The following is a 17667-nucleotide window of genomic DNA, read 5'->3' on the forward strand; positions in this document are numbered from 1 at the left end:
TTTTTATTGGATTATGGTTAGTCCGTCCGGGGCATCGATTTCTGTTTTCACGGTACCATTCACATTCTTGGTATGGCTCACTTTTAGTAGACCATATTTGGTAGGAAAACTTCCTTTGGCCCATTCAAGATCGCCCAAGTTTGGAGCGATTTTAGCTTTTTTACCGGCGTCCATAAGGGTTATTCCCAATACATGTTGGCTCAACCATGATGTAGGCCCACTGGCCCAACCATGGCAAAGGCTATGTCTATAGCCAACGTAACAGTATTCCCCGAAATCGCCATGTATATCAAACTTGTTCGGAGGGCTCAGTTCATCGATCCTTCCTGTATTTTTGGTATCGAGAATATCAAAATCTTCCCAAAAGGTAGTTGCGCCCAAATCGAGCATGCCACCCCAGTAATCGCGGATTGCCTTTAAGGCACCCTTATAATCACTGGCCTTGGCCATAGCCTCTAAAATGTAGTATCCGTAAAAAGTAGACATGCGTTGTACACCATCTTTAGTCAAGATTTGGTCATTGATTTTTTTGGCATCTTCCAAGTTTGCCAGAGCCATCAATGCTGCGGCCTGTTTTGTCGTGTTGCCCTTGGGTTTATGTTTATGGAGCCTTTCGGCTACCTTTAAATATTTCTTCTGAAGTTCACTCTTTTGGTAAATGCCCATGATTTCACTTCCGGCCTCAAAGGTCATGACCATCATGGCCTGTAGCCCAGCATGAACTGCCTCCGGAATCTCGCTTGTAGGCCAATCCATGAATCGTCCGCCGTCCAATATTTCTTTATTGTTCTTATCGATGAACGAGCTCAGTTGATCCAAAAGTCCGATCATATAGTTTTCCTGTTCCTTTAAATAGGTGAGGTCGCCGTGATAGTCATATACATTTTTATGAATAAGCAACCACCACATGGAATACGAACTAATACCGTTCATCCATTGAGGCAAGGGATGTTGATCCCGGGCAAGATCCAAACTCCTGCGAACGATTTCATGGTCGCCAAAAACCGTATTGATGGTCATTACTTCGGGATGCATATCACCGACCCATACTAGACGATCCCGTTTGATACCGTCCCAAAGGTAATTTTGCATGTTGAGATGCACCGTATAGGCACCTGTCATCCAAATTTTATTGAGTCGTTCATCATTGCTTTCAAAGGATCCGAGATAGGGAATGTCGCGGTATACGAAAGCTGCATCAATGGATTTTATCGGAGCATTTTCGTTGGCCTCGACGACATCGATACGTAGGAAGCGAAAACCGGTTTCCCCGACCTCGATGCTTCCCAGCCATGGCACTTCAATAATAAAGTCGCGCAATGAATGTTCATTGGTAGCATTCTGTTTTCCACCAATGTTCGACATGGCCTCACCTACAGATTCCCCGAAACGGAGCCTCAATTTTAAGGGAGTTTTACTTTCCCTAATGCCCATGGAAATCTTTACACCCCCATTGATTTCCTTTCCATAATCCAACAATATTCCCGGCCTTTCTGCTTCCGTGCTGATAAACCGAAATAGATTTTGGTCGTTTACCGCAACTTGGCCATTCCCTTTTTTTATGAATGTCTCAACATTCTTGATAGATTTTCCGGAATTATCGGACTGCCAAACAATACGCTGTGGTTTTAGATAGGTCTTTACCATATCCGATGTGGTTGCTTTGCCTTCATATTCCTCTCCGAAGGAAGGAGGCAACTGGGCCTTGACGGATTGGGAGACAAAAAATACCAATGCGATCCAAATAATATGCTTCATGTTCAATGGTTTTATAACTGGCCTATAGGGCAATTTTTATAAAAATAGAATTTGGAATAGATTTATCTATCCTGCACAATACTGTTCAAGATGTTATTAAGAAGTATCATTTTTCTTAAATGACCGCCATTTAATTCTCATTCAATGATTTGAATAGTTACTGGCCCGAGCAAACCCGAAGGAATAAGCTCTTCATCGGGAGAGATATCATCAACATTTAACCAAGTAGTACGTGCTGCTTCTGGAATGGTTTTGTCGCCTGTGATTCGATTACGCCAAACGTTGACCACCTCGACCTCAATGGTGTTCTCCCCTTCTTGAATGGCCTTGTTTGCATTGAGTCGATAGGGAGCGATCCAGGTGGTGCCTAAATTCTTACCATTCAATTTTACTGAGGCCATAACACCAACGTTGCCAAGATTTATGAATACATCCTTGGTTTCGGAATCTTTTTCATAGTTGAAGGTTGAAGTATATGTCGCAGTACCGGAGTAGTATTTAATGCTATCATTCTCATGGGACGACCAGTCTTTCAGGGTATCGAACTCCATGGTTTTGGCGGGGCCAATACCCTTATGGTGGAAATCCACCTTCCAGGGACTTTCAAGAGTGTATATGGGCTTGTGATTTGGAAAGTTCGTCACATGACCCTTGTCCATCCCCTTGGGTTCAAAATTGGTAAAAACCAAGAACCAACTTTGAAGGGGCTCCATGGTGATGGGAACCGTGGTGCGTTCATTGTCTTCGGTGAATTCGTTCAGCATCCTTATTTCACCGGTCACAGCATCCCATAATTGAGGTTTTAATCCTTTTACCCGAAAGGAAGGGGAAATGTTGATTTTCTTTTCGCTTTGATTGGTCAAAAAATAGGTTTCCATTCCAGGCATCTTGCGATGTGTCCATAGCACGGGAACATCCTTGCCTAAATCTACATCCTTTACAATTTCTAGCTTCTCCAAGGCCTCTTGAAGGCTTATCCCTTCAACAATGAAGCCTTTTCCATAATTTTTTATCTTATCCGTATTCCGCCCCCACATTGTATCTGCCATTTCCTTTACACGGGCATCACTTTTAGGATAACCTTCAAGGCTAGGAGATTTTTGCGGAGCCTTACCATATATTTTTCCTCCTTGGGCCACCAAAGATTCGATTTTTGTCAATAGTTCGGGCCGCATGGTCTCAAATGGTGGGAGCACCATTAGGCTATACGACATACCATCGGGTAGTACAAACTTGCCATCTTTTACCGACAGGCGTTCCAATATTACCTCAGCGTTGATGTAGTCGTAGGAATAGCCATCAGGAATCTCTGGGTTACGGGCACCCGTCATTATAGGTGCGTTTTCACCAATAAAGTAGCAGATGTCGGCAGCATAGGTACCCTGCTGCAATAAATGCTGCGACCGTCTTAAGTAGTCGAAATAAGCCTTGGATTTCTTGAACCATGTATTGTGCCTATTGAATTCCGTACTGAACCAGGCATTGACCCCCGGAACCCTGTTATCGTCAGGTTGGTGTATGTATAAATGGAGTACAAAATGGTTAATACCCTCAGTAAATGACCAATCTCCCCTTTTCTTCAGCAAGGCAGGATGTCTTACATAACTTCTTCTGGCAGCTGTAAAGGCTTCCGCCGATACCCTGGATTTTCCATAAATATGGGCTGCAGATGAGGCCGATTTACATTCAATGTCCCCAAGAGATCCTTCGTTCCAAAATTCTCCTGAAACCAAGTTCGACTGCCCGCCATACATCAAGAATTCCGAAGGGAAGCCCCAATGCCCATAATTCTCCAACCAGAGATTTAGGTTATTTTCATTGCTGATTTTTCGGAGCCCCCCTACATATTCATAAGCAACTTTATCGGCTACCAATCTTCTAACATCCCATAAAAACCGATCCGATGCCTCAACGCTCTGCACCACTCTACCCGTATAGGTCGGCAAGAAAGGTTTCGGATCATACCCATAGGTCTCCTTAAAGGCTTCTTGAAAATTATCGGTCCAGTTTTGAGAACCCATTTCGTAACTATCGGCTATTACATATTTGAAAGCACTCCTGTTTTCCTCTGGAATCCTATCGATGAATTTTCCGATAAACTGTTCAAAATGGAACCGGATAAGTTCCTCGCTCATCTTATCGATTTCATAACCCTTTCCTTGTGGTGCCGAAGGAGCATTTTTGGTTCCGGTTGGGGTCATGCCAAAACGTTGGATCGTCCATTCCCCGGGAGGTGCGTTCCATAAAAGCGTTCCATCGGAATCCATTTTATCACTGATATCCACAACATCGGCTTTTTTTACGGTAAGGGAATTGTCTGTAATCGCTGCCTGTTGTTCCCAGAGATAACTGTCCCATGCAGGAAATGGTGTAGGGTGCATTTTACCGAGGGTCTTCTCCGAATAGTCTTCCAAACCTACTGCTTCTGATAGTACTATTTCAGATAAATTCCAGACTTCCCGTTTGGCGTTTGGAAAGGTGTTGGACTGAAATACCCCGCCCAGAGCTTTCAACTTCAACCTAAAATTTTTGGATTCAGTTTCCGGTAATGTGACCAATATCGATGCATATTTATCAGGCCCTACATTGGGGCTTAACTTGCTTCGGTCTATGGTAAATGATTTTATGGATTTGTAGGTTCCATCTGTATTTGCAAAAACCTCACATGCAATCTTAATCTCATCTTTTGCAGGAACGATACGTAAACTTCTTACAGTAAGGGGCTCGTCTGCAACAAAGTCGATCTGATAGTTTTCGACCGATTTTGAAAAACCGGCCACCGTTGTGGTATCCCTATCAATTAATTGGTTTGCATTTTTAATACTTGGTGTACTATGGATCCTTGCATTAGGCAAGGAGAGCGTTTTTTCTTCGGACGCAATGGATGGGAAAGCCAAAACATAGGTATCTTGAAACTCTTGGGTGGGCTTGGCTAATTTTACTATTACCTCTTCGCCTCCTTTTACTTTAGTCTCGGAATACGTCATGTACCGCATGGCCATTTCGGGTTCTACCCATGGCCCGCCGGACTGGCTCCACCCCGGGCAATTAAAAGCGCCGATGTCCACCCCGATGCGTTTGCCCTCATTTACCGCATGTACCATATGGTCCCACCATGCTTCACTTAGCATGGGTACTTTCCCATCTTTTTCCTCGGGATTTATATTACCGATCAGCGCCCCACCGATACCGGCCTCCTTCATGGCCTCCAGATCTTTGGTGATACCTTCTTTTGAGATGTCATCCCCGATCCAATACCAATAGCACCATAAGGTATTATCATCCGAAGGGATTACAAAATCTGTTTTGATTTTCGCAAAGTCGGGTTGTGGCTTTTTTTCGGATGAATCGCACTGTATCAAAATACTCCCGGCGATGAGTATCGACAAAAATGTTTTGAATATATTCGATATTTCCATGCAAATAGTGTTGTTTTGATTATGTTGTCTCAAGTAAATTCTAGGGTTTTTTCTGATATTTCGCTTTAAGGTTTTCGGGCATTGCCGAAGGTGTATACGGATCACCTGTCCCTCTATCCCCTTGGGACGTATAATGTGGACTGGTGGATGTGCTTTTTGGGGTGTATGTTGTCTCACCACTTTCAGTAATCCACCAATGGAGCCAATCGCCAGCAAGTTCGTCCACTTTTTTAGGCAATATTCGTGAAAGGTCATTGGTTTCCAAGGGGTCTTTTTTGATATTGTACAGTTCCCAACCAGTTCCATCCACTTCTACCAAACTCCATTTTTTTGTTCGGATGGCACGATTGTCCATAAACTGAAAATACAAAGGCGACTTTCTTTTGAACACATTTCCCTTTAATAAAGGAACAAATGATTTTCCGGCCAGTCTTTCCATAGACCGTGATTCATTTTGGACGATATCTGCCAGATCCAAAATTGTGGGCATTACATCTACCATATGGAGCTTTTCATTGCGGAGACCTCCCGGTATTGTGATGCCTTTTGGCCAATACGCAATAGCCCCGGTCTTTACACCACCATTGTGTTGGCTGATTTTATAAAGCCTGTTAGGAGCCACACTGGCGTAGGCCCATCCCGTTCCGGGCTGGTAGTTGGAACCGATATCTCCTGGTAAAAGCCCCCTTTCCAACATCACATTGTCCATGACCGAAAAAGAATCGGTACCATTGTCGCTCATGAACAGGATTAAAGTGTTCTCGGCTTGGTCGTTTGTTTCCAAGGCCTGCATAAGTTTCCCGATGCCTTTATCCATACGTTCTACCATTGCGGCGTATACCGACATGCGCAGGTCTTCCAAGTCCTTTTGTTCCGGTGTCAATGCATCCCAATCCGGTAGGTTTTCCGGGAATTTGGGCAAAGGCGTAGCAGAGTCGATAATTCCGAATTTAATCTGGTTTTTGATACGGGCCTCCCGAATGGCCTGCCATCCTTGTAAATAGGTTCCTCTGTAGGCCATGATTTCCTCCTTGGAGGCCTGTAACGGATTGTGCGGAGCTTGATAACTCAAGTAGAGAAAAAAAGGTCGGTTATCGGTATTGCCCTTGTTTTCGACAAATTGGACGGCACGATCTGAAAATGCGTCCGTACTATAAAAATCTTCACCAAAATTGTTAAAGGGCTGCTGGTTCAACCGATAATCCTTGCTTCCTTCAAAATAGCTTGAATAGCCCCCTAAAAATCCAAAAAAGTAGTCAAATCCCTTGTCATTGGGCTCCCCATTGAGGTGCCATTTACCGACAATACCGGTTCGATAACCTGAAGCCTTTAGTTTTTGGGCAATATTAGGGTCTTTTTCAATGCCATATCCCGTTTTGGGCCACCACCTTCCCGTTAAAAGAGAACTACGTGAAATTACGCACATACCGGCATTGTACATATTGGGGAGGCGTAGCCCCTTGTTTGCCATCTTGTCCAAATTCAGGGTTTTGATTTCGCCACCGTAACAGCCGAGGTCACTATATCCCAGATCATCCGCAACGATTAAAATAATGTTTGGCCTATCATTTTGTCGCGCCTGTAAGATAGGCAAGCCAAAGGCACAGCAAAATAAAAATGATAGCAATGGTTTTTTATTCATTGGGCTTTGTTCTATATTTTTTGATTTCAGGCTTTGTTTTGACCTATCCAACGTAAAAAAAGTCAAAAGAATGGATGTGTTCATCCTGCACTGTGCTGGTTACTTTGGATACCTTGGAAATACATCGAACCGACAGGGAAGTACAGGATGCTTTTTTTTAAGCGGGGCCTTTCTTTTGTTAACATCCAAAACTCAACATTTTTGATTATGCAAATTAAGACCACCACTTTAAAAATCCTCTTGCCAAGTATTTTCCTGCTACTACTAATTTCTTGTACGTATACAGACCCGACGCAGGGTATAGCAATCGATACGGTAACCGTGGAATATTTGGATAATCCACTGGGTATTGATAATCCTGCCCCAAGAATAAGTTGGGTCATGTCATCGAAGGGAAGAAACAAAAAACAATCGGCCTATCAAATCCAAGTTGCCAATTCCGAAAAGGCTTTGGAAACAGAAAGCGCTCTGTTGTGGGATTCCGGGAAATTGATTTCCGATCAAAATTCACAGATCCGGTATGCCGGTACTCTACTGAAATCAGGACAAAGCTGTTATTTTAAAATCAAGGTTTGGGACGAAAACGGAGCGGAATCGAATTGGAGCGAGACAGGTTTCTGGACGATGGGACTACTGAACGAACAAGATTGGAAGGCTAAATGGATCAGTTTCAAAACAGAGGACAACAGTCCTAAAGATCCATTGCACCTACCAGGGGCACCTTATTTGAGAAAACCATTTTCAGTACAGGGAAAAATCAAAAAAGCGAGCTTATATGTGACCTCACTGGGCGTCTTTGAAATGTCCTTAAACGGAAAAAGAATCGGAAATGACCTACTGGCCCCCGGATGGTCCGACTATAACAAACGCATCTACTATAAAACCTATGATGTGAGCGACCACCTCGACCAAGGCAAAAATGCACTTGGTGGTATTTTGGGCGATGGGTGGTATGCCGGTTACGTAGGCCCAAAAGAACTGTCCAATCCCAGGAACCGGGAATTGTACGGGTTGCATCCGGCCCTACTCTGCCAGTTGGAAATAGAATATGAAGATGGCAAAAAAGAGGCCATAGTCTCCGATGAAAGTTGGAAGGCCAGTAAAGGCCCATGGGTCTATGCCGATTTACTTATGGGGGCCGGTTACAATGCCAACTTGGAACTAACGGGCTGGAACACCGTTGACTACGATGACCGGAATTGGGCCCATGTATATTTGCACCAAGGCACTGAAGGTATGCTGCAGGCTTATCCAGGAAACAGTATTCGACCCTATGACGAATTGGAACCTGTGGAAATTAATGAACCCAAAGAAGGCATTTACGTTTTTAATTTGGGACAGAATTTTGCGGGACATGCCCGACTGAAGGTTCATGGGGATAAAAATGATACCATCGTCTTGCGTTATGGGGAAAGACTCCATCCCGATGGCTCTTTGATGACAGAGAACTTGCGATTCGCAAGGGCAACCGATACCTACATTCTCAAGGGTGGGGGAATGGAAGAATGGGAGCCTAAATTCACCTATCACGGTTTTCAATATGTTGAGGTCACGGGACTTAAAAACAAACCGGACAAAAACACGATTACCGGAATTGCTTTCGGTTCTTCTATTCCCATGGTCAGTTCCTTTACTTCTTCGGATGAAACCCTGAACCGTATGTTCGAGAATGTGATTTGGACGCAGCGTTCCAATTTTATGGAAGTACCTACTGATAGCCCTCAACGTGATGAACGTTTGGGATGGCTCGGTGATGTCCAGATATTTTCCAAATCCGCCCTTTACAATGCCACTCTTGGAGCATTTAATGCCAAATGGCTTGCCGATGTGCGCGATGCACAATACGATTTTGGGCCGTATTCCACATTTGCTCCGAGACCTTATCCGGAATTGGTGTGGTACTCCCCGGGCTGGATGGAGGCCGGCATAATGGTACCTTACAACACCTATAAATTCTATAATGACACGAAGATCGTTAAGGATCACTATGAGTCCATGACACGGTTTATGGACTATCATATCGAAAAAAGTAGTGAACATAAGTTCTATCCCGAAAACTCTTGGACCGAGGTAAATCCAAAGGGTGGTTTTGGCGATTGGCTGTCCATGACCGATAAAAATCTTGCACATGATATCATGGCATCCATGTATTATCAATATGCCCTTAAGATTATGGCCGAGATGAGCGCGGCTATCGGAAAAAAAGAGAAGGCCGACTATTATAGAAGTACTTATGAAACTTCCGTTTCCGCATTTATCGACCATTACCTGGACGGGAATGGGAAATTCAGAATCGATGAGACCGCCTATGGCGATGGAGCAGGCTATTTTGAAGGTGAAAAGGGATTTACCGGGCATACACAATCCGCCTATGCCACGGCAATTTATTTCGATATTTTACCAAAGGATTTGAAGGAAAAAGCAGGTGGCCATTTGATAAAACTTCTGGAGGAAAACGATAATCTGCCTTCGTCGGGTATTTTGGGAATACGGCAACTATTACCGGCATTATCCGCTATAGGCCGTTCGGACCTGGCCTATCAAATAGTATTGAAAAAAGACTATCCCAGCTGGGGATTTCAAGTTAAGCATGGTGCAACAACAATTTGGGAACGCTGGAACAGCTATACCCCCGAAAATGGTTTTAATGGCGAAATGAACGCCAAAATGAACTCTTTCAACCACTATGCCTTTGGCGCCTTTTCGCAGTTTCTGTTCAGCGATATGGCGGGAATCGATACTGAAGACTCCGGGTTTAAACATATTATCATAAAACCCGAATTGGGCAATCGTCCGTTATCGAATGTTCATGCCGAATATGGTTCCATCAATGGTAAAATCCTTTCTTCTTGGTCGGTTGTGGAATCAGCCTTTACCCTCGAAGTCGAGATTCCGGTAAATACACGGGCCCAGGTTTATGTGCCCTCGATCGTAGATGGCACAGTGTTGGAAGGTGGCGGGGCCATTAAGTTCGAAGAGATACAATTTGTAAGGCAAGAAGGGGCCTATAAAATATATGAAATTGGGTCGGGAAGCTATCGGTTCGAATCCCGGATTTGATTACATATAAAAATTGAACCTCCATTGTAAAGAACCACTTTGAGACCTCGCTTTGGATTAAAAACATCCATCAAGACCCTTGATGCACAATCCTCATTTTTTTAACAAAAAAACTGGCAATTTTCCATTTGAACAGTACAGTACAGGATGCCTTTTCAATATAGTCCTTTTAATATTGAGCCAAGAAAAGCAAAACCTTTTGTTAAAATCAGACTTAATAAACTACCTAACAAATTCAATTATGAAGCACAGTAATTATGGAAATGTCCTGAAAAAGACATTATTTTTCTTCTGCATATTGTTATCTTTTGGAACCTATGCGCAAGATAGTGTTACCGGTACGGTAACCGCTGAAGATGGAGTACCCCTACCTGGTGTAAATATAGTTCAAAAAGGAACCAATAATGGGGTGGTTGCCGATTTTGATGGCAACTATGAAATAAAATTGATTTCCGGTGCGCAAACACTTGTTTTCTCATATTTGGGCTATAGTCAAAAAGAAGTTTCAGTTTCCGGGCAATCCGTTATAAATGTTGTACTGACTGAAGATGCCGAAAACCTGGACGAGGTTGTTGTGGTGGGTTACGGTACGCAAAGAAGAGCTGATTTGGTCGGCTCGGTCGGCTCGGTTAAAGCCGAAGATATTGCCGTTACGCCTGTACCGACTTTTGATTTGGCCCTACAGGGTAGAACAGCCGGGCTGCAAATTACCAATACCTCTGCCGAACCTGGTGGAGAAGTGACCATTAGGATTAGAGGTAACAACTCTGTTTTGGGAGATAATCAGCCGTTAGTGGTCATTGATGGTTATCCAATGCCCGATGGTTCTGAAGCATCGGCTGCAAACTCAGGACAGGGTAACCTTACGTCATCCAACCTTTTGAGCTATTTGAACCCTACTGAAATTGAGTCCGTCGAGATTTTGAAAGACGCCTCGGCAACGGCCATATATGGATCTAGGGGTGCCAATGGGGTTATCATGGTGACCACAAAAAAGGGGAATTACCAACAGGCCACCCAAATTAATTTTACGGCGGAAACGGGTTTTAGTGAAATATCCGATTTTCCACCCGTATTGGACGGGCCTACATATGCCACTTGGAGGAATGAAATAGCGGAACGACAGGGAATTGACCCTCTTTTTGACGGAGACGAAAGACCGTTGCCAGAAAATGCATCGACTACCGATTGGCTGGATCGTGTGACAAGAACGGGAATTACCCGGAGATACCAATTGACCGTATCCGGCGGTGGAAATAAGTCAAGATATTATTTATCGGCCAACTATCTGAAAAATGGCGGAATTCTAAAATTCACGGATTTTACCAGAGGCAATATAAGACTGAATATAGACAACAAATTGACGGATCGCTTAAGTGTCAGTACTTCCTTAAACTATGTACGTACCTTAAACAGACGTGGTAATGAGGGCACAGGGGCCATCATCAATGCAGGTGCGGTGTTTTCGGCTTATAAAAATGCCCCCACCGCTAGTCCGGGAGATCCCTTGGATGAGGGTGATGGAACCACTAATTTCTTTGTGGATCCTTTGGTGGAATTAAGGGATAGAAAAGATGAGACCCAAAATGAAAACATGATTTTAAGTATCCTATCCAAATACAATATTGCCGATGGACTAGACTTTAATTTGACCACGGGTACCACAACCTTGGATAGCGAACGTGAGGTCTATTTTCCAAGAACTACGAGACTTGGAAGCTTGTGGAACGGTCGGGCAATATACAATACCTCTAATTCCCGAAATTACTTGATTGAATCCTATTTAACCTATAATAAAACATTCAACGCCCATAATATTGGGGCTACAGCAGGGTATTCTTGGCAAACCGATGTTCAAAAGCGCTTGGAAGCTTTGGTCACCGAGTTCCCTGTAGACATATTACAAACCGATAATGTTGGTTTGGGATTAAACCCCTTTATACCAACAAGTTCCAAAATAAAGCGGACAATAGCATCTTATTATGCAAGATTTAACTATAACTATGACCAGAGGTACTACCTCTCATTGACCGGTCGTGCCGATGGCTCCAGTGTGTTCGCGGAAAATAAAAAATGGGCGTATTTCCCATCGATAGGTGCAGGTTGGACTATATCCAATGAGTCCTTTTTAAAGGATTCCAATGCCTTGTCCAATCTAAAATTAAGGGCAAGTTGGGGTATTACTGGGTCACAATCCATTCAACCATTACAATCCTTGACCCTTTTGGGTACGGCGAATGCGGTATATGGAGATGTCCTGTATTCCGGTTTGGCGCCCGTCAGACTTGGAAATCCGGATTTGGAATGGGAAAAAACAAGTCAGCTTAATGTTGGGGTGGATTTTGGCTTTTTAAAGGACCGCTTTTTTGCTTCCGTGGATTATTATGAAAAAACCACGGATGATTTGTTGTTGAATTTTCCACTCCCAACCTCGGCTGGTTTTGGCTTCGTAACGGCCAACGCGGGAAGTATTGAGAATAAGGGATTTGAAGTTGTAGTAGGCGGTTATATTGCAAACTCCAAAAACTTTAAGTGGAACACAAACTTTAACTGGAGCAATAACCAAACCACCGTGTTGAGTCTAGGTGAGGGGGATGCTGATATTTTTGGTCCCGGTCCCGCCACAAATATTGTAAACCAACCCTCCAATGTGATGCGGGTCGGAGAACAATTTTCAGCATTGTTCGGGTACAAAGTGACCGGTATATTACAGGAAAGTGATTTTGATAGCGATGGTAACCCCTTGGTGCCCGTTTTAGGGGTCTCTTTTCCTGGTATCTATAAATATGAGGATGTAAATGGAGACGGTACTATCAATGGAGAGGATAGGACCATAATCGGTAATCCAAACCCCGATTACATCTTTGGGTGGAACAATGATTTTCAATATAAGAACTTTACCCTTAGCGTATTCATTCAAGGCGCGGTCGGTAATGATTTAATGAATATCAATAATTTATTTCTATCTTCTGGTAGATCTAATAATAATGCCTTTCAGGATTGGTACGATAACCGATGGACTCCGGATAATCCTACCAATAATCCTAGATATATAGATGGCAGTAGGGGAACTGAGCTAAATCAATTCTTACAACCCAACTCTTCAATTGTAGAAGATGGATCTTATATCCGATTGAAAAATGTTAGCCTGGGGTATAATATCCCAACTAAAAATATTTTGGGCATCAATTCCGCCAGGGTATATGTCACGGCTACCAACTTAATTACGATAACCGATTATACCGGTTTCGACCCTGAAGTAAACATTCGTGGGGGCAATAACCTGGCCCAAGGCATTGATTTTGCTTCATACCCCAGGGCACAGACGTACACTCTGGGTATAAACATCGGTTTGTAAAAAAGAATTGTTAAACATCAAAGAAAAAACAAATGAAAAAATTAAAGTGCATACTATTGATTTTTGGAATACTGGCCTGCTCTGATTTGGAAGAGGAAGTATTTTCCGAAATTAGTCCATCCAATTTTTACAGCGATGTTACGGAAGCCAATGTGGCTCTGACATCAATTTACAATTCCTTTAATAGAACCGTTGGCCTATATGACTTTGGCATATCTTCCATGGTATCGTGTCCATCGCCAAAACTTCAGGGTCGTGTGCCATGGCGAAGAATTTGGGCCAACTACACCACATCCAGCAACGATGGTCTGTCCTTGCCACGGGTTTGGAATTCATTTTACCAGGGGATATTCAGGGCCAATACGGTACTCTCCGAATTAGAGGGGCGTACTTTTGAGGAGGATGACGACAAACGTATTGAATATATTGCAGAGATTCAGTTCCTACGGGCTTGGTCGTATTTCAATTTGGTACAATTGTTTGGGGCCGTGCCGCTTCCTTTGGCTCCGGCCGTTACGATTGAAGATGCACAATTGCCAAGAACTCCCATAGCGGAAGTATATGCCCAGATTATTGCTGATCTGGAGGCCGCTGAGGCCAATTTACCGGCAGATAAGCGTCCGGAATCTGAAATAGGACGACCCATTAAAGCAACAGCTACATTTTTGCTAGCAAAAGTATATTTGACCATGGCAGGACTACCCTTGCAAGACGCTCCCAAAATGTCCATAGCCCAGGCTAAAATTCAGGAAGTCATCAGTTTGGAAGGTAGTGACCAGGGCTATCAGTTAATCGATAGTTATGAAGATGCCATACGTGTTGACAATAATGCTGGCCGCATATTTGCTGTACAACAGACCCAAGCGGTACCAGACCAAGGGACGGCTTTTTCGCATGTATGGGGTGCCCAACAAAGATTCGGTGGTGGACTCGGGCAATTTCATTTTGGATTCACGGAAGACTTTTATTTTGAGTTTGAGGATACCGATGAACGTAGGGATGTTACCATGTTGTCTTCCTACACAAATATAAATGGGGTCTTTAAAGATTATTTTGGTACTGCAGAAGAGGGTGATGGGTCATCTTGGAATCCGCGCCACGGGCTCTTCCAAAATAAGTATGTCGATTTTGACCAAGCCTGTTGTGATGGCGACCCGGATATGATCATCTATCGATACGCCGATGCCTTGTTGATGGCAGCTGAAATCGAGAACAGCCTAAACGGGCCTACGGGTACGGCATATGGCTACTTGAATCGTGTTAGATTAAGGGCCAATGCTACCGAGGCACCCGCAGGGATGTCACAAGAGGAATTTGCGGAATATGTTTATGAGGAACGATACAGGGAGCTTTCACTCGAATTCCAGGAATTATACGACATCAGACGTTTGGGCAAGGTAGAGGAGGTTTTGGCCATACATCCAGAAAATATTACCTGGCAACCGGCCAATACACCCTATAATCCAAATTTTGACTTATGGCCTTTACCTTTTACTGAAATTAACGCCAATCCTAACCTTGAACAAAATCCTGGGTGGTAATTTTTGAAATAGATTTTTTGTAATCTTACTGCATAAGAGGCTACCTTTAACAGGTGTAGCCTCTTTTGGGTTTGGAATTCTAAAAGAAAAATTATGAAGACACCTTTCTTTGTGCTGGTAGTAACACTTTGTTGTATCGTTATTACACAGGCCCAACAATCGATTTCCCCATCACTTACCATAGAGCGACCCAAGGTTGAGTACCTTGAAAATCCCTTGGGAATAACCGTACTACAGCCTAGGTTTAGCTGGATGTTAAAAGGGGAAGGAAGAAACCGTTTGCAGACTGCCTATCAAATACTTATTTCTTCGTCAGAGGAAAAATTGGGACAACACCAGGGAGATATTTGGAACAGCGGAAAGGTTGCGTCGAATGCTACCAACCAAATCGAATATAAGGGGAATGACCTTGCCTCAAAAGCAAATTATTTTTGGAAAGTAAAGGTCTGGGATGAAAAAGGCCAAGAATCGGAATGGAGCGCACCTGCCAGTTTCTCCATGGGCCTTCTCAATTTTTCCGATTGGAAGGGTTTGTTCATTGGTCATGATGTGGGATATGATAAAACGGATAAATATGACAGCCTATATCTACCACCGGCCAGGTACCTTCGTAAATCCTTCACTCCTAAGAAAAAAGTCAAAAGGGCTACCGCATTCGCCACTGCCCTAGGGATATATGAACTGCGCCTTAATGGGAAGAAAGTAAGCGATGCCTTTTTTTTGCCTGGGTGGACGGATTATGACAAAAGACTCTACTATCAGACCTTCGATATTACGGATCAAATAAAACAGGGAGAAAATGTAATAGGTGCGGTTGTCGCCGATGGTTGGTATGCCGGCTATATAGGCTATGCGCTTTTAACAAGATTGGACAAAGTAAGGGAATTCTATGGAGTGAATCCTTCATTTATGGGTCAGATACAAATCGAATATGAGGATGGGACTGTGGAGACCATCGCTTCCGATACTTCCTGGAAATCAAACCAGGGTGCCATTCGCGAAGCGGATATTCTAATGGGGGAGACCTACGATGCCCGATTGGAGAACAGAGGTTGGGATGCAGCGGGTTACGATGACAGTACTTGGAAAGCGCCTAAAGTTTATACGTATCCCGATGGAAAGCTTGAAGCGCATCCCGGAACTTTGGTGAAAAGCAGGGAACGTCTTATTCCTGTTGAGATAACCGAGCCCAGCCCGGGAACCTACGTTTTTAACCTTGGGAAGAATTTTGCGGGTATTGCCGAACTGAAAGTAAAGGGGCCAAGGGGGACCAAGGTACAGCTTCGTTTTGGGGAAATACTCAAGATCGATGGTAACATACAGACCGAAAATCTGCGTTTGGCCCGGGCTACCGATACTTATATTTTAAAAGGCGAAGGTGTGGAAATATGGCAGCCAAAATTTACCTATCACGGATTTCAATATGTGGAGGTAACGGGATTTCCCGGACAACCGACGGCCGATGCCATCACCGGGATTGTATTGAGTTCTATTGAGACCGATGCGAGCACGTTCAATTCGTCGAATACCATGAACAATATACTTTTTGAAAATATAAAGACCACCCAAAGTGCAAACTTTTTTGAAGTACCTACCGATTGCCCCCAAAGGGACGAACGCCTAGGTTGGACAGGCGATGCGCAAACCTACATGCGATCGGCCACCTATAATGCGGATGTTTCCGCTTTTATGACCAAATTCCTTATTGACCTCGATGATGCCCAAAGATGGTACGGTGCCTATCCCAATTTTGCGCCATTTCCATATTCCAGGCCCAACCAATATGCCCCTGCTTGGATGGATGCCGGCATTATAGTTCCCTATAACATGTATAAGGTATATAACGATACCCGTATTCTGGAATATATGTACGCGGGAATGGAAAAATTCATGCGCTTTCAGGAAGATGCCAGTACCGATTTTATCCGTCCAGGAGGTGGTGATAATTGGGGCGATTGGTTAGCGGTCAACGAGGAGACCAGTCATGATTTTATAGGAGCTTCATTTTACGGTTACGATGCCAAGTTAATGGCCGAGATGGCCGAAGCCTTGAATAAAAAAGAAGATGCCGAGAAGTATGGAGAGCTCTTTAAGAACATAAAAAAAGCATTTGCCAAAAAATACATTCTTGAAAATGGGCATACTTCCGAGGATACCCAAACGACCTATGCCCTGGCCTTGTATTTTGACTTGTACCCCGAAGGTTTAGCGAAAAAAGGGGCCGCTCGGTTAGCCGAAAAAATAGAGAATAACGGCTTTAAATTTTCTACCGGATTTTTGGGTACAAAACATGTAATGTTGGCCCTGTCCAAATATGGCTACCATGATTTGGTGTATAAATTGTTCAAACAGACGGAGTACCCTAGCTGGGGTTATTCCGTAGAAAATGGGAGCACTTCTATTTGGGAGCGCTGGAACAGTTACACTAAGGACGATGCCAAGAACTCCGATTTAAATGCTAAAATGAATTCCTTTAGCCATTATGCCTTTGGCTCCGTAGCGGAATGGATGTTCTTGCATGCTGCCGGTATAGGAACCGAGGATTCGGGGTATCGAAACATCGTCATAAAACCGGCTATAAGCAAAGAGATGGATTTCATAAGGGCTAGTTATGAGAGTATCAATGGAAAGATTTCCTCGGCTTGGAACTGGAAGGGAAATAAAGTGGTAATGAACATTGGGATTCCTACAAACACAAGAGCAAAAGTGTGTATTCCTACAGCGAACATTTCGGATATTAAAGAGAGTAACAAGCGATTGGACAAAATACCGGAAATCCAAGTTTTGGAACCCGGTGAAGGGGAAACCATTTTGGAAATAGGATCTGGAAATTATTCCTTTAACGTCAAAATTCAAAAATAAACCATACCCACCGAATTATTGAAAAGG

The 17667-nt window shown here is 43.6% G+C and carries 7 protein-coding genes; 4 read left to right on the plus strand and 3 right to left on the minus strand.

Going from position 1 to position 17667, the window contains the following annotated elements:
- Positions 1-3 precede the first annotated feature (3 nt).
- The 3 genes from ACO06Y_RS09475 to ACO06Y_RS09485 all read right to left on the minus strand — a co-directional run bounded on the left by ACO06Y_RS09475 (position 4) and on the right by ACO06Y_RS09485 (position 6819).
- Positions 4-1758, minus strand: coding sequence for a hypothetical protein (locus ACO06Y_RS09475; protein ID WP_422083593.1), 1755 nt, complete (start codon positions 1756-1758; stop codon positions 4-6).
- A gap of 137 nt (positions 1759-1895) precedes the next feature.
- Positions 1896-5177 (minus strand): glycosyl hydrolase, encoded by a 3282-nt coding sequence (locus ACO06Y_RS09480; protein ID WP_422083594.1) that lies wholly within the window; start codon positions 5175-5177, stop codon positions 1896-1898.
- 40 nt (positions 5178-5217) lie between these two features.
- A complete protein-coding gene (locus ACO06Y_RS09485) occupies positions 5218-6819 on the minus strand; it encodes an arylsulfatase (protein WP_422083595.1) in 1602 nt (533 codons plus the stop codon).
- Positions 6820-7026: 207 nt separating this feature from the next.
- Between ACO06Y_RS09485 and ACO06Y_RS09490 the strand changes: the two genes are divergently transcribed.
- From ACO06Y_RS09490 to ACO06Y_RS09505, 4 genes are all read left to right on the plus strand, one after another.
- A complete protein-coding gene (locus tag ACO06Y_RS09490) occupies positions 7027-9879 on the plus strand; it encodes a family 78 glycoside hydrolase catalytic domain (RefSeq protein WP_422083596.1) in 2853 nt (950 codons plus the stop codon).
- A 241-nt stretch (positions 9880-10120) separates the two neighbouring features.
- Entirely contained in the window at positions 10121-13237 is a 3117-nt protein-coding gene (locus ACO06Y_RS09495) for a SusC/RagA family TonB-linked outer membrane protein (RefSeq protein WP_422083597.1), read from the plus strand.
- Between the two features lie 32 nt (positions 13238-13269).
- Positions 13270-14778, plus strand: coding sequence for a RagB/SusD family nutrient uptake outer membrane protein (locus ACO06Y_RS09500; protein ID WP_422083598.1), 1509 nt, complete (start codon positions 13270-13272; stop codon positions 14776-14778).
- Between the two features lie 93 nt (positions 14779-14871).
- Positions 14872-17640, plus strand: coding sequence for a family 78 glycoside hydrolase catalytic domain (locus ACO06Y_RS09505; RefSeq protein ID WP_422083599.1), 2769 nt, complete (start codon positions 14872-14874; stop codon positions 17638-17640).
- The last annotated feature ends 27 nt before the right edge of the window (positions 17641-17667 follow it).

Source organism: Ulvibacterium sp., assembly GCF_965228935.1.
Taxonomy (GTDB): domain Bacteria; phylum Bacteroidota; class Bacteroidia; order Flavobacteriales; family Flavobacteriaceae; genus Ulvibacterium.

Coding starts and splice junctions, on each gene's coding strand:
- ACO06Y_RS09475 (WP_422083593.1), bottom strand. CDS start 1,758: ATGAAGCATATTATTTGGATCGCATTGGTATTTTTTGTCTCCCAATCC.
- ACO06Y_RS09480 (WP_422083594.1), bottom strand. CDS start 5,177: ATGGAAATATCGAATATATTCAAAACATTTTTGTCGATACTCATCGCC.
- ACO06Y_RS09485 (WP_422083595.1), bottom strand. CDS start 6,819: ATGAATAAAAAACCATTGCTATCATTTTTATTTTGCTGTGCCTTTGGC.
- ACO06Y_RS09490 (WP_422083596.1), top strand. CDS start 7,027: ATGCAAATTAAGACCACCACTTTAAAAATCCTCTTGCCAAGTATTTTC.
- ACO06Y_RS09495 (WP_422083597.1), top strand. CDS start 10,121: ATGAAGCACAGTAATTATGGAAATGTCCTGAAAAAGACATTATTTTTC.
- ACO06Y_RS09500 (WP_422083598.1), top strand. CDS start 13,270: ATGAAAAAATTAAAGTGCATACTATTGATTTTTGGAATACTGGCCTGC.
- ACO06Y_RS09505 (WP_422083599.1), top strand. CDS start 14,872: ATGAAGACACCTTTCTTTGTGCTGGTAGTAACACTTTGTTGTATCGTT.